The sequence below is a fragment of the Pedobacter lithocola genome (assembly GCF_042650845.1).
In the GTDB taxonomy this organism is placed as follows: domain Bacteria; phylum Bacteroidota; class Bacteroidia; order Sphingobacteriales; family Sphingobacteriaceae; genus Pedobacter; species Pedobacter lithocola.
In genome coordinates this window covers 465965-489869 of record NZ_JBHSBW010000016.1, presented here as the reverse complement: position 1 = coordinate 489869, position 23905 = coordinate 465965, and the positions used below count along the sequence as shown (strand labels likewise).

Here is a 23905-nt window from a genome sequence, read left to right as displayed (position 1 = left end):
AGCGTTCCGTCATTGAGGAATTTTTTTTTAAAATAGTGTTGATTAAATTCCATTAAGAGCATACTCTTTTCCAATTGCTTGAATATGGATTTATTATTTTCAATATTACTTTCTACTAAACTTCTTATTGTTAAAAAATTTCATTTAGACCTTTAATAATTCTGTTTATCAGTGTCGCCAAAAGCTCATTATCAAGCTCAACTGATGTGGCACTTAACGCAACGTCTCGTGCCAGCCAGTATATAAGCAATTACTAAGTTGCTACATCCCCCTTCTGAGAATTCACAATGGCGACCATACCAATACCGGGAATATAACTTGTATTTTGTAATTGACACCTAAAAAACCAACACTATGCCAATCAAACCAGGACCAAAAAAAATCGCTGAATTACAGGAGAAATGGATAAGCGCCAGAGGGAGATACCCCTGGAAATACGCCTTCATTGAAACCCCACAAGCACACCAAGGGTAAGTAAAACAAAAGCCACTGGAAGATGCACTGCCCCCAAAAAGTTAGACACTATTTGGGGGCATTTTTTCACGCTGGAGATAAAAATCTGTAATGAGCGCCCCTCACCTGAACAAAACTGAGCGAGAAGCTTGGCAGATAGCACATAAATATCCTTAACGCTGCAGTAACCAGAGCGAAAGAGGCCATATACGAATAGGAAAAAGTACAATTGGAAAAGCGCCGGCTATTCAGTCAATTGGCAGAAAAAATACCTAAATAAAAAACAAACCTGCAAAAACATAGAAATTGCAGGTTCCCGTAAAAGAATCTTAAAAACATTCAATATATTGCCTACATCTAATGATCGGTTTTTATCTCTTATGCATCGGCCTGACTATCGTTTTTTTAACCACGCCAAAGGCTAGAAAAAAAATAGTAGAAATATATACAAATGTTTCGGCTTTTTTTGCCGGTTTGTCTAATTACGCGCAGGTCATTTCTCAAATGCTATTTAAAAATTCTGTCAAAAAATCTTCCCCTAAGATAACAAACAGGAAGATAAACAATGTCATGATTGATAAAAATGTGGCAATCATTCCTTCCCCGGATAAAGCACCCACTCTTTCATACAGCTCTTTGAAGATAGCGCAATCAGGTAAAACAATAGCAAGCACAGAAACCCTGCTCCCGATAATTAATTATCCGTGCTCAAACTCACAGGCACTAGATATCACGTCAGCGGCTATTGATAGATCAAATCCAGGAATAGCAACCGAAATAGAAAATTCGAACGAAAAAGAGAACAAAGCGGACAACCGTTACGTAATAGCTCAACTAATTTCCGGTCTCATTGAAAAAATAAATACACAATCTGCGCAGATACTAGAAATAAACCAAGAAAAAACCATTCCTGTTAACTGGAACCCTCCCCTAGCCCAAGAAAAAGTTGACACTCAAAGTTTAGTCGATCAAGTAGATACGACTACGAATAAACAAGACCCGGAAAACCCAAGGGAAATAGAGATTGTGGGAGAAGAAATTAACCAAGCACAAAACTTGGAGGCAAAGCGGGAAAACGCGAAGCAGCCAGAACAAAGTTTTATTTATTCTAAAAATGAAATACATTCAGAAAAAACAGAGGAAACAGACAGTTTCAGTTTAGAGCAAAACGAAATGGAGGATATTTGGGAAAGGCGCGATAGCCTTATTGACGAGGTAATTGAAATTGATGAAGACAATGAACCAATCGATCAAGAAAAGCTTTCTTTTCGACTGGATCTGGTGATTCCAAGCTGGCCACATCGGTATATCTATTCATTTTCAGACCTCAATCAGGCTAGTAGTGAGCAAAAGGAATTTTACGGTACCTTCAAACAGGAATTTCTTCAAGGTAATTGCATTGATACCCTGGGAAACAGCAACTACTACTTTATTCTTCTGTTCGACTTATTACAGGAATATGAATCCCATAGGGACATTGTAAAACTGGAAAAGCTGATAGACCGGCTATCCGCTGCATATCCCAGAACGAGAAGTTATGCAATGAGATTTTTACTGGAGAAAATGCATCAGGCTTCCTATACTCAGGGGATAACCAGACTAGAAAACAGAATAACAACAGAAATCTCCTATATGTCTTGGGACTGGCGCAGCCGTTACCGTGATAAACTTAAGCTTAGCAAAGCGGATATGGATATTCTTGAAAAAATCAGCCTTCCATCCAACGCATTTGTGAGTATTCCCTTCTGCGGGGCAGAACTTGTTAAACTCTATATCCGTTCGGTAAAGGTTTTGCAAGAAGCATACAAGAGAAAAAATCTAAGTCAGAAGGTAGAATTTGATCTCATCCTCGACCTAATTGCCAGAAAAGAACGCCGTTACCATTTGAATAGTTCAAATTATAACTATGAAATGAAATACGGTTCAAATGGTCTCTATGGATACATCCTAAAATACTGCGAGCAACTTCTGCGGGCGCATTATCATTTTAAAAAGCTTTCTGGATTTGAGCGTCAATACACGCATGCAGCGGTACAAGAAGCAGTAAAGGAGCACATTACCATCCATATTGAAGAAGCGCTCAACGAGCTTTCCTCAAATATTACTCCATTAGATGAACAGACCGAGAAAGCGCTGTACACCATCCATCCAACCCGTTGGAAATCTACCCTTATCCTGGACCAAGACCAAGACCATTACCAGAAAACAGGCAAACAAAGGTTCATTGCCCACGCCGAAGATATAATTAAACTCAACAACAGCAACCCATCTCTAGAGCAGATATACCTCGAGCTTTCCAGGTTTCTCTGCGAGCTGGATAAACAGCTTAGCATAGAATATTTTCTAAAGTATGCGGCGCAAAATGTATCTGCACTAAAACTGGGATTCAAGGAGATGCCTAAATCCATGTCGAAGAAACTCTTCAAGGAACCTGCGAGCGAAACGCGCTTCCTTGGCGTATTGCTGAAAGTTATCAAAAGGGAGATATCAATTAGCGAGGTCCTGATGGAAGTCAAAGATTTTTATGAGCCCATTAGAAAAAAAATCAAACTCGATGAAAATGCAATCCAAAAAGTCCAAAGTGAATTTTCAGGAACGGTCGGACTGCTTGGGGAATTCTTGAGCGATGAGGATCCGGAGGAACAAAAACCAGCCGGTATCCACACACCGGAAGCGAAGTCAGCAGAAGCCTTAAACAATACGGCAAAAAATAACACCGGTTATAAAATAGATTTCAAGGGAATAGAGGCCGGTTTACTGGAACTGTTTGAAAAAAACGATTTTACTTTGGAAAGTCAGCTGATAAATGATTACTGTATCTCAACGGGCACAATGAGCAGCGTGTTGATTAATAACCTCAACGAAAACTGCTACGAACTAATTGACGACCTGCTCATTGAGCAAGAAGGAAGTCATTACTACATCAATAAAGATTATTACGCTCAAATAAAAGACATATGATTACTGGATTAAAACCAAGGGAGGCTACAGCCATCATAAATTCCCTTACAGGCGGAGTAGTTCCCAAGATTGGCCTTCAACACATTACCGTAGGGCGCTCTGCTGAGGTAGATGCATTCTTGCAGGCGCTTAGTGACGTTAAAAATGGACACAGCATGTTCAAGTTCTGGATTGGCGATTTTGGTTCCGGCAAATCCTTTATGCTACACCTTTTAAATACTGTTGCATTAAAACAAAAATTCGTGGTAGCGAACGCCGACTTTACCCCGGATAACCGCCTGTATTCCAATGACGGCAAAGGCGTCGCGCTTTATTCCGCTATCATGGACAATATATCCATACAAACCATGCCTGAAGGCGGGGCCCTGCCTACCCTGCTTGAAAAATGGATTGAGCAAATGCTCGGTGAAACAGCAACAGAGCAAAACATTAGCCTGATGGATATCAGGAAAGAAGAGCATTTGCCACTTGTGGAGCAAAAGATCATGAAAACCATTAACACCATTACAGAAGTCGGCGGATTTGACTTTGGCCTGGTGATATTAAAATATTATAAGGGCTACATTACAGGTAAAGACGGGTTAAAGAGAAATGCACTAAAATGGCTCAAAGGAGAATACCGCACCAAGACTGAGGCCAGAGCAGACCTGGATGTAAGAGAGGTTATTAATGACCTGAATTACTATGATATGCTCAAGAACTTCTGTAAACTTTTTGTGAGCATGGGATATAGTGGCTTTATGATCAACCTGGATGAGGCTATAAACCTCTATAAGATCTCGACTTCCACGATGAGGGAAAAGAACTACGAAAAAATCCTTACGATATACAACGACTGTTTTCAAGGAAAAGTAAACAACTTATTTTTTAATCTGGCCGGAACCAAAGAGGTACTGGAAAACGAACGCCGGGGCCTCTTCAGCTACCGGGCCCTCAGGTCAAGACTAGAAACCAACAAATTTGAAACAGCCGAAATCAGAGATTTTGCGCAACCAGTGATCAGATTATTGCCACTGGACCATAATGAGATCTTTGTGCTGCTGAAAAACCTCAAGGAAATCTTTGATTTTAACTTCAGTACCAATATTGCAATAGATGAGAGGGATATCCACCAGTTCATGGAGGAGCTTTTCAATAAACCAGGCGCTGAAGAATTCCTGACCCCGAGAGAAGTTATCCGGGACTTTCTGAATATCCTGAGCCTTTTAAGGCAGAATCCTGAAATAGATAAACAGCAATTATTTGGCGATTTGCAGGTAAAGGATGAACGTCCGGTTGAAATGAGTTTGGATGATATCGAAGAACTATGATTGAGCTGCTATCAGAGCCAATTCGAAGATACATACGCGATAAACGGTGGGAAGAGCTACGCGCCATCCAGAAGCATGCCATCAAGCATATCATGGAAAGCGAGAAAAACGTGATCCTCTCTTCACGCACCGCCTCGGGAAAAACAGAGGCTGCTTTCCTGCCGATGCTCTCTAAAATCGACTTTAACAAACCGGGCGTCAAAATTCTTTACATCTCCCCGCTGATAGCACTTATCAACGATCAGTTCAATAGAGTCGAAGAGCTTTGCGAATACCTGGATCTACCGGTAACCAAATGGCACGGGGAAGCCAAAAAATCAGCAAAAGAAAACCTGCTTAAAAACCCCGATGGCGTAGTGCTTATCACGCCGGAATCGATCGAGGCGATGCTGGTTAATAAGGAGCAGAACGCAATAAAATTGTTCAGCAGCTTACAGTTTGTGGTTATCGACGAGATCCATTCCTTTATCGGAACTGACCGGGGCATGCAGCTGGCCTCACTCCTTTCCCGACTATCCAGCTTTCACACTTCCAAGTTTCGGGTAATCGGACTATCTGCTACGATCGGAGCGATAGCAGAGACAAAGAAATTGACCGGAGATGCAGAAGGGACAACATTGCTTAGAGACAAAGCCCCCAAAGAGATGGAGGTTTCATTTCGATATTTCAAAATGGAAGGTGCTGAGCTTCCAATTGAGCTCATGAAAGACCTTTATTTAGAGGTAAAAGACAATAAGGTACTCATTTTCCCAAACAGCCGTGGCAGAGCAGAAGAGGTATCAGTCAAACTTAAAAAAATATCAGACCGGCTCAAAGGCCATAGCTATTACTTTTCCCACCACTCCTCCATCGATAGAGAACTACGAGAATATATCGAACAGTTTGCAAAAAACAACAAACGTTATCCATTCAGCATTTCATGCACCTCGACCCTGGAACTGGGCATCGATATCGGCTCAGTTGAAAAAGTAGTACAGATCGATGCAGCACATTCCATATCTTCCCTTATCCAAAGAGTAGGCCGGAGCGGACGGCGTGAAGGCGAAAAAAGCAGCCTGATATTCTACGCTACAGACCAATGGAACCTGTTACAGTCACTTGCCTGTTTATTACTTTTCAGGGACGAATTTATAGAACCTGTTCTCGCCTCAGAAAAACCCTACGATATTTTGCTTCACCAGATGCTCTCGATAATTAAACAAACCAACGGCAGAACACCTCAGCAGCTAAAAAAACATATCAAAGAAAACTATGCTTTTGAGCACATCCAGGAAGCCGAAATGGATGATGTCATCCAAACACTAGTTGAAAAAGAACAACTAGAGCTGATCGGAGGTGAATTGATTGTTGGCGTAGAAGGCGAATGGACAGTTAATAATAAAGACTTCTATAGCGTCTTCCGCTCAGATCCCAGCTTCAAAATCATCCACCACGACAAAACAATAGGCGAGCTCCCGTTAATGTCCGCTTTCCAGATAGACGAAAACATACTTCTGGCAGCAAGAATCTGGAAGATATTAGAGATCGACTACAAGGCAAAGAAGATATTTGTTATTCCGGCAAAAGACGGCAAAAAACCCATGTTTTTCGGTACAGGCGGAGAAGTGCATCCAAAGATCAGAGAAAAGATGCTTGATGTCCTTTCCTGCCAACAAGAATACCAGGAGCTCAACGAGGAGGCAGCGGAAGCATTAAGACTCTTAAGACTAGACTTTAAATGTTATCCCATAACAGAAATAGCAACGCAGCGCCCACTTGTAGCCAAACATGCTGAAACCATATTTTATTCCTTTCAAGGCACTAAAATCAACAAAAGCATAGATTTCCTGCTCAGACTTCAGGGGATTACGGCAGATTATAACGATCATGAGAGTAGTTTTAACTTCAAAGCAAACCCTGCCGAAGTCAAAGCGATGCTAAAAAAACTCAAAGCATCAACAGAACATATAGACTCCGCATTAATAAGTATGCTGGAAAGCAATCCCGCAGTAATGGAGTTTTCAAAATGGGGAACCCTGCTTCCCCTTCAATACCAGCTCATCATCTTAAAACTTAAAATCTACGATTTCACCCACACCGAAATTTTTCTAAGCACCTGTGAATTTGTAGAAGCCCAAGACGGAAGTAAAGATTAAAGCAAACCCAAGAAAATAAATCCAGAAAAATTTATTTCAATACAATAATTTCTTTTTCCTGTACTGCCCTTCAATCTTATTCGTCAATACTTTATCAAAATTAACTATCGCTTCACAATGCTCAAAAAAGGTCGAACTTCCGCGGATTGACCCTACCATAGTGGGCAAATCAAATTTTTGTTTGGTTTGCCCCTTTTTTTTACCCTCAAAAACGGCCTTTAAAGTACCTAGAACGCGCACAGCCTCATTCATTCGAACAGTTCGATGTTGTGTTCCGTCAAAAGTGAGTTTTTTGGGGGTAGATCGAACTAATTAACCGCCTTTTTCCTTCAGAATCCTCCTCTATATATGTTTCATTAAGGTTTTTCAGCAATCCAGTCGCTTTTCCGATTAATTCACCAATACTCTCTTTTCCCCTAGATAAATCGATGAGTCTATTTTCAAGAATGAGGATATTTCTTTCACAGTCTGATTTTATTTTCCTGTACTCAAAATCTAGAATTACATCATTGAGTATCTTTGTCTCGTCCTGCTATAGCTTGTCATTAAAAACAGCAAAATGGCAACAAAAAGTAAAGACAAGACAAAAATTGCAACCAGGAAACCTTGGAGGCGATTAGGTGAGGATGTTAAAGAGAAAATCGTATGCGAAGTTAATTCTGGTATGCTTAGTAAGCGGACTGCTGGCCGTAAATATGGTTTGCCCCCAAGTACTATAGGAAATTGGCTCGATAAGCATAATTTAGCTATCTTGGTACATTCAAAAGCATCTAATGTACTTTCAGCGATGGACGAAAACCAGGAGACAAAACTTCTTAAGAAAAAGATCGATGAGCTAACAAATGCTTTGGCTGATGCCCAGCTAAGAAATGTTGGATTAGAGACTATGATTGAGGTTGCGGAAAGCGAACTTAAGATCAATATTAGAAAAAAGCGTGGTACCAAACGGTCTTAGGAATGCAGCAAAAACTACCGGATAAGCGTCTGATTGAACTTTGTGCACTGTTTGGTGTAAGCCGCCAAGGCTTATTATTTGGCGCAGAAAACAGCGATAAAAACTGATATTTCCCACATGGTGGTATTAGCCTTGGTGGCTGAATTCCGTACAGCAGTTCCGTTTTTGGGAACAAGGAAACTGCTATACATGCTTCTCTGGAAATGGAAAAGCATAATATAAAGATGGGGAGAGACCAGCTTTATGATCTTTTGAGATTTCATGGACTACTTATACGGCGGAGGAAACGCTCCGTTAGGACTAATGACTCCAACCACTCCCTAAAAAGATACCCGAATCTCATTAAACATATGATGCTCTCTGCCCCGGAACAATTATGGATAAGTGTGTATAGTCCTACTATAGCTTGTCGGATAAAACCACATAACCTAAATTCCTACCTACGATTTTATTGACTCTATTTGATATCAGTAATGAAGTGATTGAGGTATGACGTATAAATTAGAAGCCGGGTAATAACAAATAATCTCAACACCTGCGGAGATTAGCCCGCTTAATCTCCGCATTTTTTCGTTAGATTACATTTGCTTATGCGGAGAAAACAAGCTATATTTACCGCATATCTTGCGGAGAATATAATGTACATACACCAATATAAGGCTTGGCCAAAGTTTACTTGGGATGATAAGGCACTCTCAAAATTGCTTACGTCGGTAAGGCATAAGCAAGGTAGGTTATTGGGCAAAATGGAGGGGCTAGGCTTTAGCCTAAAAGAAGAAGCTACCCTACAAACACTTACTCAAGATGTTTTGAAGTCGAGTGAAATTGAAGGGGAAATTCTTAACGCTGACCAGGTACGTTCATCCATCGCCAGGCGGTTAGGAATGGAAGTCGCCGGACTTGTTCCCTCAGACAGAAACGTTGATGGCGTAGTTGAAATGATGCTGGATGCTACTCAGCGTTATAACTCAGCCCTTGGCGACGAGCGATTGTTTGGATGGCATGCAGCACTCTTCCCCACAGGCAGAAGCGGTATGTATAAAATTGTAGTAGGTAATTGGCGGAATAATTCAAAAGATGATCCTATGCAGGTAATTTCCGGCGCAATGGGGAGGGAAACAGTGCACTACCAAGCACCGGACGCCGAACTCCTCGAGCAAGCAATGAAGCACTTTCTAACTTGGTTCAATTCTACCGTTGATATTGATCCAGTTTTAAAAGCAGGTATAGCTCATCTATGGTTTGTTACGGTCCACCCATTTGATGATGGTAATGGCCGTATTGCACGGGCTATTACAGATATGCAACTGGCACGAGCAGATGAGAGTGCACAACGGTTTTACAGTATGTCCTCTCAAATAAGAGTAGAGCGAAATACGTATTATGACATGCTTGAGAAAACACAAAAAGGAGATTTGGATATAACTGAATGGTTAGAATGGTTTCTTTCCTGTTATGATAGAGCTTTGTCTAATACAGGCCAAACATTGGCGAATGTAATTCAAAAAGCTAAGTTCTGGGAAAATCCTGCTACTACGAATATCAATGATAGACAAAGACATATGTTGAATAAACTGTTAGATGGCTTTGATGGAAAGCTTAATTCCTCAAAATGGGCGAAAATAACAAAATGCTCTCAAGATACAGCAGGACGGGATATAGCAGATTTGATTGAACGGAGAATTTTAATTAAGGAAGCTGGTGGGGGTAGAAGTACTACCTACGCTTTAAGTGAAAACTCACGGGTCATCAACTTCTAATTTTAATACATTTAAACAAAAAATTTATAAAAATTCTCTTGATTTAATTTTTCATTTAGATTAGGTGTCTCTCCTAGTATAGCTAGTCATCAACCCGATACTGAAAACACTTATAATAATTTCTTTTTCCTATACTGCCCCTCAATTTTGTTCATTACCACTTTTTCAAAATTTACTACCGCTTCACAATGTTCATAAAAGTTCGATTTTTCGCGGATTGACTCTAGGTGAAAAGGCGATAAACACTTGTGCAAATAAGGTTGGGCTGTCATGTTATAATTTGCAAATCTGAAAGCGAAGAGTACAATGAGTTTAGCTATGAGAATCAAAAAAAATATAATTTTTATTGTAAATAAAAAGCCCCACTCGGACGGAATGGGGACTAAATAATTGATTATCAGACCTAGTTGCTTGACTCGAACAAGCGACCCTCCGATTAACAATCAGTTTAAAAGAATTGTTCTAACATTACTTAAAAGCTACGCTATTTTGACTATTGGATAATAAAAAATTTTTCCTTCAATAACGCCATGTCTGCGCTCACCTTGATATCTAAGACCTTGGCATAAATTTGAGTTGTTTTAATATTAGTATGTCCTAGCATTTTCGAAACGCTTTCGATCGGAACTCCATTTAGTAAAGTTACCGTTGTTGCAAAAGTGTGCCTTGCGATATGGGAACTCAAGTGTTTTTCAATTCCACAGAGAATTGCAATCTCTTTCAGATACTCATTCATCTTCTGGTTACTTGATACTGGTAGTACCCTACCTTTACTTGCACAATAGGGATTATCTTTATATCTGTCCAATATTACAACAGCCGAAGCTAGTAAAGGAACGGCAGAGCGTACACCTGTTTTTGTCCTGTTGGTATAAATCCAGCTGCTACCGTCGATTCCTATCTGGATATTTGATAAACTTAGTTTTTCTACGTCTGAGTATGCGAGTCCGGTAAGACAACAAAAAAGAAAAACATCCCTGACTTGAGAAAGCCTTTCAGTAGAAAATTCTTTTCTGGCCAAGCTATTAAGTTCTTCTTGTGACAAAAAAGGGCGTTCGACGGGTTTCATCTTTATCTTAAAACCAAACATTGGATCTCTATCAATCCATCCTGATGCCAAAGTGATTCGGAGAATCTTCCCAAAATTCTTTAGGTATTTTGCAGCAGTATTACCAGAACATTTATTTTCCGTTCTCAGAAAGAATTCAAAGTCATTTACAAAAGGACGATTGATTTTCTTAATGTTCATGTCTTTGGTACGATATTTCTTTTCAAGAAATGCTAAAACGTGACGCTCCAATACCTGAAATCTTTTGAGGGTTCCTAAGGCATAACCATTCCCAATTAAAGCCTCCATCTTCTGATTATGAAGCTGAATAGCCTCCGCTATGGTGTGAATTTCCGTTTCAATCCCCAACCACTTACACCTAATACTTTCTGCTGTAATTTCCCCAGATGACTCCGAAAGATTCTTATGAGCCTTATAAATATCTGACTGAAGATTGTCAAGGTATGCATTGAAGATTTTCACTTCTTCTTTGTTCCCGGTCTGGCGACCTGTTTTAGAATTCCAGCGGTCGAGATCACAATTAACACCGGTAGTTGTTTCGGAACGTTGTCCCGAAACCGTTATGCGCACATAAACCGGAACAATTCTCTTTTGTTGATTCTTTGGTCTCTTCACATAAAAGAGCAAACTGAAATTAGTTTTCATATAACTGAAATAAGGTTAACAAAGTTAGCCTTACAGTCTAAAAACGACAAGATGTTCACTCTATGAACTACTTGATTAACAATTGGTTACAAGGGATTCGGTGAGTCATTTAAGAATTTTAAATGACTCACCGAATGACGCACCTTTTATATGCGATTTAATGCACATATTAGGTCTTTTATGTCTTTCAAAAAAAAACAGTAATCATTTGATTTACATCGATTTAGTGTTTTTTAACCTTGTTTTCAGTGACCCCTCAGGGGTTCGAACCCTGGACCCACAGATTAAGAGTCTGTTGCTCTACCAGCTGAGCTAAGAAGTCGGTGATTATTAATCAAATATAAAGTAAAAGGGTGATATAGCAATTTATTGTCTAGTGAGTAGAAATGCCCTACGTATTGATGCTAAATTTTTCACAGTATTTTTTTTATCCTATATCATACTTAGGATGTTGAAGTATTTTATCATAGGTCTTCGACAAGCTCAAACTGACAACTAGATAATACCCAATTCAAAGCCTAACTTCATACTCTACCGTCTTACTCCACAGTTTTATTTACCATGGTATCCTAAATGTTATCGGTATCTCAAATGTAACCCATAGTATGAGTGCCTTTGTTCTAACATATTTTTGCATCTAATTAACAACACAGAATTTATTAATTAACAGCAAAATTATGAACACATACAATAACAATAATAAGGTTTCGCATGCCGAAAGTTTATTTCGTAAGCACTTATCTTATTTTACAAACCCGGAAATGAACAAGGAAGAATACGCTAAAATATTTACTGAAGATGCGGTTCAGGAATTTCCTTTTGCACCAGCGCCATATGCAAAAACAGTAAGTGGAAACGAAGCAATTACCGAATACATTACAAACGTAATTAAAGGGGCAACTGATTGGGCTTTCACAAATTTCAATTTCTTCCATACATCCGACCGAAACACGGTATTTGTAGAATTTGAAGGCAGTGCCAAAGTAATTGCTACTGGCAAGTTATACCAACAAATCTATGTGGGTCGTATTTCGATAAGAGGAGAGCAAATTGAAAACTATCGCGAGTATTGGAACCCAACTTCGATTTTTGAGGCATTTGTATAAATTTAATAGTTACTGTTTTATTGCCGTATTGTTTTACGACACGTCTTGCTGAATTTATTTCAGCATCTTCACTGCGAAAAAGATTGGGAAATAATTCAGGGTGACGTAAACTAAAAAATGTAGCTTATTAATAAGTTGAAGGAAAATTAATAATCGTATTCAGGTTAGTAATTAGGAAAACTATTGGTCAAAGACCGCTCTATTCCGCTGCGCTCCAATCGAGATGACGGGAATATATGACGTCATTTCGAGCGTAGCCGAGAAATCTTTTTAATTGGCCGTATGAAGATTGTAGTTCCGCTACGTTCCAATGGATCTGACGGCAATGCCCGAAAAGCGACTTACCTTTGTTAAATAAACGTGATTGAAATGGAAAGCCCCAATTCTTCATTGGGCTTGAAATGGAAAGCAGGGCTGAAACACCAAAAGAATTACTGAACTAACGTTTTCAGGAAAAAATAAAATTGCCACAGAAACACAGAAAGCACAGAAGAAGTATGAATGTAATTCCGAAAATGATTGAGAAATCTTTGTAACCTGGGTTCGATGTTTAAACTTAATATATGCTGTTTTATCGCCGTAATGCTTGTACGACACGTCTTGTTGAATTTATTTCAGGGTGACGCAAACTAAAAAGTAGGATTAAAAATTATTGTTCTTTGATTCTTTGACGATGCTGTTTCCCCCATTCGTGCATGGAGACTATCATTTCTGAGAGCGTTTGGCTATAAGGCGTTAATTCGTATTCGACGGAGATTGGTCGAGTGTTTAACACAGTTCTGGTAACCAAACCGTTGATTTCAAGATCCTTTAATTCCCTTGATAAAATTCTTGGAGATATATCAGCTTCTCTGGATAATTCGCGAAACTTCAGTTTACCACCCCTTAAAATGGCTATCAAAACTAATTTCCATTTGCCTCCAACAACGTCGAGAGTATCTTGCAAAGCGAGCCATGCTTTTTTGCATTCTTCATCAGTCGCGGGCTTTAAACAACGGTCTTTATTCATCATAATACCATAAATATTATCAAGGCAAAAGTATGCCATTCGGCTATATTTTTATGTCTAATTAACAACATAAAACATTTTAAATCATAAAACCTATTATGTATATATACACTAAAAATCCCAAAGCCTTACTTACAGAAAGTTATTTTGTTTACACTTATCTTATTCCACCAAATAAGATATGACGTTTAATAATTATCTATGAGCAATACATAATTTTAACCTCACCCTATCAAAATTTTGGTTTAACTCATGCTGTGCTACCCCTCTCCTAAGAGAGGGATTTAATGGATATACGAGTTACACAGATTGGTTCAAACCACAATTTCTGTTTCCCTCTCTTCAAGGAGAGGGGATGCAATGTCAATACAATAAATACCTTCTTTCATAGGGTGAGGTTAAAATAGAAAGCAAAATTTAGAGCTCTTGTCATTCTGAGCTTGTCGAAGTACTATATCTTGTCTTTGATAAACTCAGACTGACAACTAAGACTATACCCTAACCTCCAGCCCTGCCTTTTATATCATCGGTTGCAGTATTTCTAGATCTTGCTGATTTCACATTTTGGTTACCAAAACCATAACTCACGCTAAAATTTGCCCGTCTGCTGGTGTAACGGTTTGTAACCCTTAAATTTACGTTTTGGTAATCAAGTGCCCCTTTCCAGTAATTGGTAAGCAGAATATCATCCATATTTAGCCTTAACTTAAGCTTTTTGTTTAACATACTTTTTTGTATTCCGGCATTTAAAGCATATTGCGGAATGGTTGTTTGCTCTACACCGGAAACCTTTGGCGATTCGTACCAAAAACTTATTTCTACAGTGATGCTTTTAGGTAAAATAAATGTTTGGGAGGTATTGAAATTATACGCCAGTTTACTTGCACTGTAGGCTGCACCTTCTATGTTTGCATCGGTAAATTTGTTATAGTACAAACTCGCATTGTTTTGCATATTCCACCATTTAGTAATTTTTACAGGAAAATATAGGTTTGCAGAATAGTTTTGCGCTCTGCCTAAATTCTGCCTGATTACGCTAACTATTCGGGTTACTTCATCTTGCTGAGAAATTTGAGTGATTAAATCCTTCGTATTAGCATAATTTACCGAAAGCGAAACTTCTTTATGGCTATAACCAATTTCATAATTATCAGTAAATTGAGGTTTTAAGTATGGATTTCCTTGGTCGATAGCATATGGGTCCATATAAAATGCAAACGGATTTAATTGCTGGTAATTTGGTCGGTCAACCCGGCGACTATACGAATACTTAATGTTGTTATTCTCATTCAGTTTCTGATTTAAAAATGCAGTAGGAAACAAGGAAAGGTAATTCCTATCTACTTCTTTATTTGCAGTAACAGAGTTTCCGTTTGAGTGTGTATGCTCTGCCCTTAAACCGAATTGAATTTGCCAAACCTTCCATTCTTTACCAAAATTAAAATAGGCCGCATTTATGTTCTCTTTGTAAACGAAATTGTTCGATTTGTTTAAATCATTTTGCCACATATCGGCTATAAATTGTTCTGACAAAAAATCATTATGTGTTACCACGTAACTGCTTTTTAATCCGGCTTCAAACTTCATTGTTTTATTGATGAGTAGAACTAAATCAGTTTTTGCGGCAAATATATCTATGTTAGCATCTGTAGTATTTCTTAATAAAGTAGCGTTGGTTTGCTGCCCTGCATGGTTTAAATATCTGGCATTAAATTCTTCATTTTTTTTATTGTTGAAATTTGAATAATCAACATCAAATGAGATGTTTTTACCAGCTTTATCGAAATCGTGCTTAACATTAAAATTAGCCGTTAAGTTATTTGCAGGTGATTTAGAAAAAGCATCTTGCAATACCGAATTGTTGCTCGATACGTTCGATTGTACTTCTTTTATCGATGTATTGCTGAAATTTACAAGATCGGTATTTACGGTATTCGCATCAACCATTACACCAAAAACAGTCGTTTCCGATGCATAATAATCTGCACCCAACTTTCCCTGGAAGCCAACTCCTTTATTTTTTCTGTCAAAATTTTGAGTAAAATCGCTTGCTAAACCATTAGCAAAAGTAGTTCTTGTGAGAAAGGTATTGTTAAAACTTGCTTTTCTGGCCAAAGCTCCATTTCCAAAAATATTCCACTTACCATCTCTATGATTTAGGTTTAGATTAATGCCTGCTCTTGCCAAATCTTTCGGTGAATCTGGCATAATACCTTGTCCGCCGTTCAATGAAACAGTTCCGTTTGTACCAAAAGCTTTGTTTCTTTTTAACTTGATGTTGATAATTCCGGCATTACCTGATGCATCGTATTTTGATGAAGGATTGGTTATAAGTTCGATGGTTGCAATTTGATCGCTACTCATGTTGCTTAATAAAGTAGTAACATCAGCACCCGAAAGAAAATTGGTTTTCCCATCAATCATAATGGTTACGCCTGATTTATTGTTGAGTTTTATCTGTTCGCTTTGCCTGTCTATTTGAACACCCGGTGCCTTTTCCAATACTTCTAAAGCAGTACTTCCCGATGAAACAATACTATTTTCTACATTTACAACCGTTTTATCCATTTGATGCTCTATGTAAGGTTTGCGACCCTGAATACTAACATCCTTAAGTTGTTTGGCATCCGTTTCCATCAAAATATCAGGAATTTTAACATCCGCATTGAGATTAAACACAGCAGTCTTTTTGATTTTGTATCCAATCATAGAAACTTGCATTTGGTAATTACCTGGTTTTAGGTCTTCGAAAATAAATTCTCCGTTTACATTGGCAGCACCGCTTTTTACTACCGTTGTATCAGGAGAATTTAAAATTTTTACTACTGCAAACGGCAAGCCCAAACCTTTTTCATCTACAACTTTACCCGAAAGTTTATTAAATTTTTGGGCAAAGGAAACCCCACACACCAAAAGGCATGCAATTAGCATAAATAATGTTTTCATGGTTTTTTAAATTTGACCTTTGAAGTTTAATGCGATGCGCAGATTAAACTTCAAAGGTATAAAAGTTAGTTTTCTTCAATATTAATACCCAACTCTTGCTCAACTTCTCTAATTCTGGTAGATACTGAATCCTGATAAACGGAATCAGTTGACCTGTTTTTCTTCAAAAATTCCAAATCAAGCAGTTCTTGTTGTAGCTTCTTCTTCTTTATAGCATCTTCTTTTAATTGTGCAATGCATTTCAAACCCTCTTCTGTCATTATCCAGGCAGTGGAATCGTTAGAATCATTTTCTTTATCAGCACAATCCCAGGTTCCATAATTGTTAATATATCTGTAAGCATCTTGTTTAATAATCAGCTTTGTTCCAACAGGAACTTCGAGGTAAATGTAAACCTCCTGATTGCGCCAAATGCTACCTTTTTTTAGTTGAAAGCGAGGATTGAAAACTAATGATTCATCTTTTGTAATATAGCTGTAGCTTATATTTTGAGCATTCTGCAACGCACTCGGGAAAGTTTTTCCCTGCGATTCATATTTCTGAACAATACGAGATGAAGTTGTTTCGCTTTTATTAATGATGATGCGAACATTGTTAGGCGAAACGAACGGTCCATCTTCAAAATCATCAACCACAATTTTATTTTTTTCGTTTCCGTTGATGTGGTAGGCAATGCTATCTTCCTTACTAAAAAATTTACTTTTATCGATATCAATAATGTAAGTGGGTAGCGTTTTTAAATCATCTGTTTGAGTAAGTTCTGCATGCTGCTTAAACTCTGATGAAATTTTCGCCGCTTGATAACCCACGGTGGCAACGCCAGCCAACCAGATAATTAATAAGGCGAACGAAAGTGTTTTATTTATAGCTTGTTTACTAAAAGCAACACGAATAGAAAAGAGAACAAGCGCTAAAATGGGGATGAAACATACAATAAATGCACTTAAAACAATCACACCACGGTTTCCTTCATTAACTATAGAAAACGGGAAATATTCATAAATACTTTCATCCCAAAAACCTTGAAATGCAGCCGCTCCGATAATTAATGAAAGTAAAAATAATGCTCCAAATACAATAATAACAATGGCAATAACCTTAAATATTACTTTTCCGGTACCTGAAACAAAACGACCCAGCCATTCGAAAAACTCACCAATAAAAGTACCCACCTGTGCGAAAATTGGCTGTGCATGTTTGTTGGCTTCAGATAAACGTTCTTTTACTGCCTGCAATTCTTCATCAAGGTTTTTTTGAAATCCCTGTAGATTGGCGGGTTCGCCTTTCATCTCCATTTTTTCTAATCTCGATTTAGCTTTTGGCATAATTATCCAAAGCAACGCATAAACCAAAAGACCAGTTCCACCAAGTAAAATTGTCAAAAGAGTAGCTAAACGAATCCATTTCACATCGAAATCTAAATAATGAGCAACACCGGCACATACACCAGCAATTACACGCTCATCCATATCGCGGTACAATTTTTTATCTACCGGTTGAGCTTGATAGTTTGTGTTTACAACAGGCTCGCTTTCCTCATCTTCAATCGTGTCAAAATCCTGCACACGCCCCATTTGGCCGATAACAAAATTAACATTGGCAGCATCCACAACCTGTTTTTTCTGTTCTTCTAATTGCTCGGTTAATAATTCTGCAATTCGATTTTCGATATCGGTAACAATTTCCAAATCATCAGCATGATTTACAAAATAGTGTTTCACTTCGTTTAAATAAGCCTTTAAAAGCTCGTAGGCACTTTCTTCAATATGAATAATTGTGTTGCCAATATTTATGATGATGGTCTTTTCCATTTCTTTGCGGTTATAAATTGTTACGAATTAGCTCCTGTTTGTGATATACCTACAGCATAAGCCAACTCTTGCCAGGTTTGATCTAATTGAGATAAAATGCTTTTACCATCTTCTGTTAAAGTATAATATTTCCGTGGCGGACCCGAGGTAGATTCTACCCAGTTGTAGCTTAATAAACCATTGTTTTTAAGCCTGGTTAATAATGGATACAATGTTCCCTCAACAACAAGCAGTTTTGCCGATTTTAATTCAGCAATAATATCCGAGGCATAAATTTCTCCTCTTGCTATAATTGATAAAACACAGTATTCCAGAATTCCTTTCCGCATTTGTGTTTGCGTATTTTCTGCTATCATAAAACAAAGATATATTATTTTTATAATACTATGCATTACATAGTACTAAAATAATTTAAAGTTTACAAACAACTAACTGTAAATCAGATTACTAATTTTTTGAATAATTTACATAAATAATTTTAATGAAGATAAATTGATATATTTTACCGTTTTTTGAAAAGCAAAACCGGCGGTTCTTCGGCCAAGATAGTCCTCCTTTTCGCCTATAGTCCCGATGAAAAATCGGGAGCTATTTGGCTCAATCAGGTTTAAATTACTCAGGACTTTACAAGTAATTCACAGTAAAAAATCGATAATGTGATTATTATAATAGTTGGATTTTAACCTTTTTTGAAAAGCAAAACCTGCGGTTCTTTGGCCAAGATAGTCCTGCTTTTCGCCTATAGTCCCGATGAAAAATCGGGAGCTATTTGGCTCAATCAGGTTTAAATTACTTAGGACTTTACAAGTAATTCACAGTAAAAAATCGATAAAAACATCTTAATTTCTGCGAAAATCCTTTTAGACTTACGAGACAAAAATCCAGCACAAAAAACCTTAACTGCCGCGTCATTGCGAGGCATGAAGCAATCCAAATTATTTGAGAAACCTAACGGCCGTTCAAGTATTGCTTCGTGCCTCGCAAAGACGAATGTGTTGATAATATCATTCAGGTTACTATTATTTCAATCTAAAATGGTGTAACAACGATATTTAAAGCACTTCAGCGAGAACAAAAAAACTATACAAACACCATAGATTTAATATATTTTGATAATTTTGCAGCGTTTAATTTTATCAGATGAAAAAATCTATAGCCAGTATTGTTGCAGAAGCCAATCAACAAGGCGAAGGTTCGTTAAAAAGAACCCTTGGTCCTGTTAATTTGATATTAATAGGCGTTGGTTTAACTCTGGGTGCAGGGCTATTCTCTATTACCGGACTAGCGGCCGCAAACCATTCCGGACCAGCAGTTACTTTATCATTTGTTATTGCAGCGCTAGGCTGCGGTTTTGCCGCATTATGTTATGCAGAATTTGCTTCAATGATTCCAGTAGCTGGAAGCGCTTACACCTATTCTTATGCAACAATGGGCGAACTTTTCGCATGGATTATTGGCTGGGATTTGGTTTTAGAATACTCTGTGGGCTGCGCTACAGTTGCTATAAGTTGGTCGCAATATTTAACCCGATTTTTAGCCAGTCTGGGCCTTTATTTACCTCCACAACTTACGCTTTCGCCTTTCGAAACTGCAAAACTTGCTGATGGAAGTACGGTTAGTGGAATAGTGAATATCCCTGCGGCATTGGTTGTAGTTTTAATGACCGCAATTTTAATTCGTGGTACCAAAGGCTCGGCAATTGTAAATGGCATTATCGTTTTTCTAAAAGTTGGTGTTGTTTTGGTTTTCATCGCCCTTGGCTGGCAATACATCGACCCGGCAAATTACCATCCATATATACCCGAAAACACAGGAACCTTTGGACATTACGGCTGGAGTGGTGTATTACGCGGTGCAGGTTTAGTGTTCTTTGTATTTATTGGTTTCGATGCTGTTGCAGCATCCGCACAGGAAACTAAAAATCCTTCCAGAGATTTACCCATTGGAATAATTGGCTCTTTACTCGTTTGTACGGTATTATTCGGTTTGTTTGGTCACGTTATGACGGGATTGGCGAACTATAAGGAATTTGCAAATAGCGGCGCTCCGGTTGCTATCGCAATAGAAAAAACACCTTATGCATGGTTAAGTCAGGGAATAATTTTGGCAATTTTAATCGGTTATACCTCAGTAATTTTGATTGATTTAATGGCGCAATCGAGAATGTTTTATTCGATTAGTAAAGATGGTTTGCTACCGAAGATTTTTTCTGATGTGCATCCAAAATTTAAAACCCCATGGAAATCGAACATGATGTTGTGTGCCTTCATCGGAATTTTCGCCGCATTTGTACCCATGAATGTAGTTGGAGAAATGACAAGCATCGGTACGCTTTTAGCCTTTTTAATGGTTTGCGTAGGAATTCTCATTCTGAGAAAAACAGATCCAGATGCGAAACGTCCATTTAGAGTTCCATTTGTGCCACTAATCCCAATTTTAGGGATTTTAGTTTGTCTTATAATGATGGCATTTTTACCATGGGAAACTTGGTTAAGACTTGGCGTTTGGTTATTTATTGGTTTAGCCATCTATTATTGGTACGGCAAAAAACACAGTAAGCTTAATGGAGTAAATTCGACACAAGAACCAATAAAATAGTGTAGAATTCTGAGGAAAAAATTATCCGATATGATATTATTGAGGAATTATCTAACCGCTCGCTTTTCAAGCAAATGGTTTTATAGCGTTCTTCAAGTAGATAAAAATCAATCCGTTAACAATAATTTGTAAGTTATTAACATTTAAACAAATTTTTATTCTTTGGCTTAACATTTGTCTTATGGAAAATACCTATAAAAAACATTTTCCTATGATTATTAAATTAGACACATCAGTTTTTCGATTTGCAAAGTCGAAAGTACAAACCGAAGAAAAAATCATTAGCAACCTTACAAAAGCGCAATGGATTAATGCAGATAGAATTGTTATGGCAGCTATGTTTGCAGCAACTATCGCTGGTGCAATTTTGTTCAATTAAAAGAGATTTTATTTTTTAAATACGGTAGCTTTTATAAATTTATTATAATAGAATTGTTCTTGCACAATTTCAAATTTTCTATTTAAAAAGTATGGAGTCATCTCGATAAGATTTGATGCTTCTACAATACCTAATGTTTTAAAGAAAATATACATCGAATTTAATAAAACTCGTTGCCACAATTTACCTTTTGATTTGGATAGATTAAAATCTACGAAAAGCCAAAACCCTCCTATTTTTAACATCGAATTTAGCTTATTAAAAATCAATTCGGCTTTTTCTAACTTAAAATTATCAAATAAAAAAGGCGTTAGAATAACATCAAATTCTATAGAAGTATAAAAATCGTCAATAGCAATATTAACAAAATCGACTGTATTCTCTTCAAAGTTTCGAGCTTTAGAAAGTGTTATCATTTCCTTAGAAATCTCCACATAACTTATCTCTAATCCCGTAGAATGTATCTTTGAGATTTCTTCCAAAATCCAGCCTGTACCGCCGCCAACAATCAATACAATACTTTTATCGCCAATGGATTTTAATTGATTGATTTGCGCATTAACCTGCGATTTACCAAATACCAAGCGACTCAGTACATCGTAATTTTTAGCAATTTTATCGTAGTTATTATTCAATTTTTCAGGAGTTGAGAATACATATCAATTATTTAACAAATTGCATTCCTATAATACCACAAATCGCTTTGAATAATATTAAACCGTCTATAACCATTAAGTAGTATAAAATCTTCTTTCGTTTATGCATGGAGTAAGCTAAATAAATTGTTAAGATGAATGGTAGCACGTTAAACAAAACCTGAGGCCAGCCAAATCCTTTGTAAACAGCAAAAATGCCGAGCGAGAGCAACCCTATAATTAATAAAGGAATAAGGATGTTAAAAATCGTTCTGCGCAAACCATAACGTACCACAAAAGTTCTTAAATGTTTATTTGCATCCGTTGGATAATCTTTAATATCAAAAATTATAGCGTTAACTGTACAAAACATCCAGTTTTTTATAAAGAGCCAGGTCCACAAAACAGAATCATGGTAACCGATTCCCGTTTCTATTTTTAACATAATTAGCGGCAACACATTGGCGCAACAAGCCCAAACGAAACCAATTACAAAGGCTTTTAACCAACCTGTATTTCGAAGGTTAAAATTTAACAAAGATTTTGGCAATAACTCGTAATATAAGGCACCAGCAACTATAATAATCAATATTGCTATCCAATAAGAAGTTGGAAGATTTAAAATGTTATAAAAGTTTTGAAAGAGCAAATTAAAGGCTAAAACCAAACATAGGCACATTAGTAAAACCTGACTCCTATTTAGGAATTGCTTATGTTTAAAATACCATTGATTTCGTGGGTTAATTGCTGTAGGACTTGTTGAAACCTTGTTGTAAGCGTAAGTATAATAAATTGTGGGCGCTAAGAATAACAGTAAGTAGTAGTTAATGGAATTGAAAGGCAATCGCAATTGCAATGTTGCTTCTAAAGTTAAAGCAACAGCCAAAACACCCACAAAGTAATTACCGAAAAATATAAAGCGGATGATTTTACCCATACTTATTTGGCTCATCAAAATGAATTGCCAATTTCGGATATAAAAATGATATTGGATGGATATTAATTGTAGAATTTAAATCAGATGATAATAAACAGAAAAAGCCTTTCAGTTCCCTGAAAGGCTTTGGTGGGAAATGAGGGGTTCGAACCCCCGACCCCCTCGGTGTAAACGAGGTGCTCTGAACCAGCTGAGCTAATTTCCCAATAATTTGAGATTGTAAAATTTAAAACCCTTTCAAATCCTTGAAAAGTTTAGTGGGAAATGAGGGGTTCGAACCCCCGACCCCCTCGGTGTAAACGAGGTGCTCTGAACCAGCTGAGCTAATTTCCCTTTCCTTTTGGGATTGCAAATATAGCGGTATAATCTTGTTTCGCAAATCTTTTTTGTTTTTTTTCAGCTAAGCAATATTTCCAGGATTTTGTGCGATTGAACTTCTCCAAATGATGCCGTATGTAAGGTATAGAAAACCAATATCTTATCTAATAAAAAACGTCTTTGCTTATTCGTCATTTTGATATCCGAGATGTTTTCTAAAGGCGTATTAAATAATGAGAGAAAAATTAAAGCATCTTCAAGTTGTAAATATTGAGCATGAATGGGAACCTTTGATACGTATTCCCCTTCTTGCAGGTCAAAATAAATCTGATCAGTCCTTCTAGTTTCATTCGGTGAAAAACCTAAAAATCGTGTAAGTTTAAGTAAGAATGATAAATGAAAATTTGGATTCAAATCTTCACTTTCATCAAACCAGGCAACAGAATTAAATATATAGTCGAATAAACTTTCATCAGCCGATTGCTGCCTAATGCTTTTATACAACACCTCATTTAAGAAAATTATAATACTTGTTTTAATTACATCATATGGAATACTTTTGAAAACAGGAGTTTGACGAACTTCAGATACGCGTTGAATATTGGTGTTAACTTTATGATAAACCACCATATCAAGCAAATGCAGTGATTGCAACATGTTCATCTTTACCTTTGCTTTGGGCTTTTTAACACCATTAATAAGATAAGATTGCATGCCAAATTTATCGGTGAGCACCTGTACAATCACACTACTTTCGCTGTAATTTGTAGTCTTTAAAACTATACCCCTAACCTTGTGCAGCATGCTGTTAAAACATTTTTATCAAAAGTATGTTATTTGTGCAAATTTAGTTGTGCAAAAACCAATCGCATTTTACA

At 37.4% G+C, this 23905-nt stretch carries 16 protein-coding genes and 3 tRNA genes; 8 read left to right on the top strand and 11 right to left on the bottom strand.

All coding sequences use genetic code 11. From position 1 onward, the window contains the following. Positions 1 to 813 precede the first annotated feature (813 nt). The 5 genes from ACFOWA_RS20265 (at position 814) to ACFOWA_RS20245 (ending at position 9574) form a co-directional block, all read left to right on the top strand. Positions 814 to 3414 carry a tellurite resistance TerB C-terminal domain-containing protein gene (locus tag ACFOWA_RS20265; protein ID WP_378988831.1) on the top strand — a complete coding sequence of 867 codons (2601 nt, stop codon included), beginning with the start codon at positions 814 to 816 and terminating at the stop codon, positions 3412 to 3414. Next, the gene (locus ACFOWA_RS20260; RefSeq protein WP_378988829.1) at positions 3411 to 4724 is read left to right on the top strand and encodes an ATP-binding protein; all 1314 of its coding nucleotides are present in this window, start codon (positions 3411 to 3413) and stop codon (positions 4722 to 4724) included. The genes ACFOWA_RS20265 and ACFOWA_RS20260 overlap by 4 nt, the downstream gene beginning before the upstream one ends. Next, entirely contained in the window at positions 4721 to 6859 is a 2139-nt protein-coding gene (locus ACFOWA_RS20255; RefSeq protein WP_378988827.1) for a DEAD/DEAH box helicase, read from the top strand. Before ACFOWA_RS20260 ends, ACFOWA_RS20255 begins: the two co-directional genes overlap by 4 nt. A gap of 559 nt (positions 6860 to 7418) precedes the next feature. Beyond that, positions 7419 to 7814 (top strand): hypothetical protein, encoded by a 396-nt coding sequence (locus ACFOWA_RS20250; protein ID WP_378988825.1) that lies wholly within the window; start codon positions 7419 to 7421, stop codon positions 7812 to 7814. A 590-nt stretch (positions 7815 to 8404) separates the two neighbouring features. Then, a complete protein-coding gene (locus ACFOWA_RS20245; RefSeq protein ID WP_378988823.1) occupies positions 8405 to 9574 on the top strand; it encodes a Fic family protein in 1170 nt (389 codons plus the stop codon). Between the two features lie 493 nt (positions 9575 to 10067). Here the strand turns inward: ACFOWA_RS20245 and ACFOWA_RS20240 are convergent, their stop codons facing one another. Beyond that, positions 10068 to 11288, bottom strand: coding sequence for a site-specific integrase (locus ACFOWA_RS20240; RefSeq protein WP_378988821.1), 1221 nt, complete (start codon positions 11286 to 11288; stop codon positions 10068 to 10070). Between the two features lie 249 nt (positions 11289 to 11537). Beyond that, positions 11538 to 11610: transfer RNA gene (locus tag ACFOWA_RS20235), tRNA-Lys, on the bottom strand. Between the two features lie 355 nt (positions 11611 to 11965). Between ACFOWA_RS20235 and ACFOWA_RS20230 the strand changes: the two genes are divergently transcribed. Then, complete coding sequence (locus tag ACFOWA_RS20230) at positions 11966 to 12394, top strand: nuclear transport factor 2 family protein (protein WP_378988819.1); 429 nt, start codon at positions 11966 to 11968, stop codon at positions 12392 to 12394. Positions 12395 to 13043: 649 nt separating this feature from the next. Here ACFOWA_RS20230 and ACFOWA_RS20225 read toward each other — a convergent pair. From ACFOWA_RS20225 to ACFOWA_RS20210, 4 genes are all read right to left on the bottom strand, one after another. Beyond that, a complete protein-coding gene (locus ACFOWA_RS20225; protein WP_378988817.1) occupies positions 13044 to 13442 on the bottom strand; it encodes a winged helix-turn-helix transcriptional regulator in 399 nt (132 codons plus the stop codon). A gap of 459 nt (positions 13443 to 13901) precedes the next feature. Beyond that, positions 13902 to 16349 carry a TonB-dependent receptor domain-containing protein gene (locus tag ACFOWA_RS20220; RefSeq protein ID WP_378988815.1) on the bottom strand — a complete coding sequence of 816 codons (2448 nt, stop codon included), beginning with the start codon at positions 16347 to 16349 and terminating at the stop codon, positions 13902 to 13904. A gap of 65 nt (positions 16350 to 16414) precedes the next feature. Beyond that, the gene (locus ACFOWA_RS20215; RefSeq protein ID WP_378988813.1) at positions 16415 to 18160 is read right to left on the bottom strand and encodes a PspC domain-containing protein; all 1746 of its coding nucleotides are present in this window, start codon (positions 18158 to 18160) and stop codon (positions 16415 to 16417) included. Between the two features lie 20 nt (positions 18161 to 18180). Further along, positions 18181 to 18516, bottom strand: a complete 336-nt coding sequence (locus ACFOWA_RS20210) for a PadR family transcriptional regulator (protein WP_378988811.1) — start codon at positions 18514 to 18516, stop codon at positions 18181 to 18183. A gap of 784 nt (positions 18517 to 19300) precedes the next feature. Here ACFOWA_RS20210 and ACFOWA_RS20205 point away from each other — a divergent pair. Then, entirely contained in the window at positions 19301 to 20758 is a 1458-nt protein-coding gene (locus tag ACFOWA_RS20205) for an amino acid permease (protein ID WP_378988809.1), read from the top strand. Between the two features lie 211 nt (positions 20759 to 20969). Then, the gene (locus tag ACFOWA_RS20200) at positions 20970 to 21137 is read left to right on the top strand and encodes a hypothetical protein (protein WP_378988807.1); all 168 of its coding nucleotides are present in this window, start codon (positions 20970 to 20972) and stop codon (positions 21135 to 21137) included. An 8-nt stretch (positions 21138 to 21145) separates the two neighbouring features. Here ACFOWA_RS20200 and ACFOWA_RS20195 read toward each other — a convergent pair whose 3' ends face one another. The 5 genes from ACFOWA_RS20195 to recO form a co-directional block, all read right to left on the bottom strand. After that, the gene (locus ACFOWA_RS20195; protein WP_378988805.1) at positions 21146 to 21772 is read right to left on the bottom strand and encodes a class I SAM-dependent methyltransferase; all 627 of its coding nucleotides are present in this window, start codon (positions 21770 to 21772) and stop codon (positions 21146 to 21148) included. Positions 21773 to 21800: 28 nt separating this feature from the next. Next, entirely contained in the window at positions 21801 to 22724 is a 924-nt protein-coding gene (locus ACFOWA_RS20190) for a UbiA family prenyltransferase (RefSeq protein ID WP_378988803.1), read from the bottom strand. Positions 22725 to 22836: 112 nt separating this feature from the next. Beyond that, a tRNA-Val gene (locus ACFOWA_RS20185) sits at positions 22837 to 22914 on the bottom strand. Between the two features lie 53 nt (positions 22915 to 22967). Next, positions 22968 to 23042 (bottom strand) — tRNA-Val (locus tag ACFOWA_RS20180). Between the two features lie 63 nt (positions 23043 to 23105). Beyond that, a complete protein-coding gene (recO, locus tag ACFOWA_RS20175) occupies positions 23106 to 23831 on the bottom strand; it encodes a DNA repair protein RecO (RefSeq protein ID WP_378988801.1) in 726 nt (241 codons plus the stop codon). Positions 23832 to 23905 lie beyond the last annotated feature (74 nt).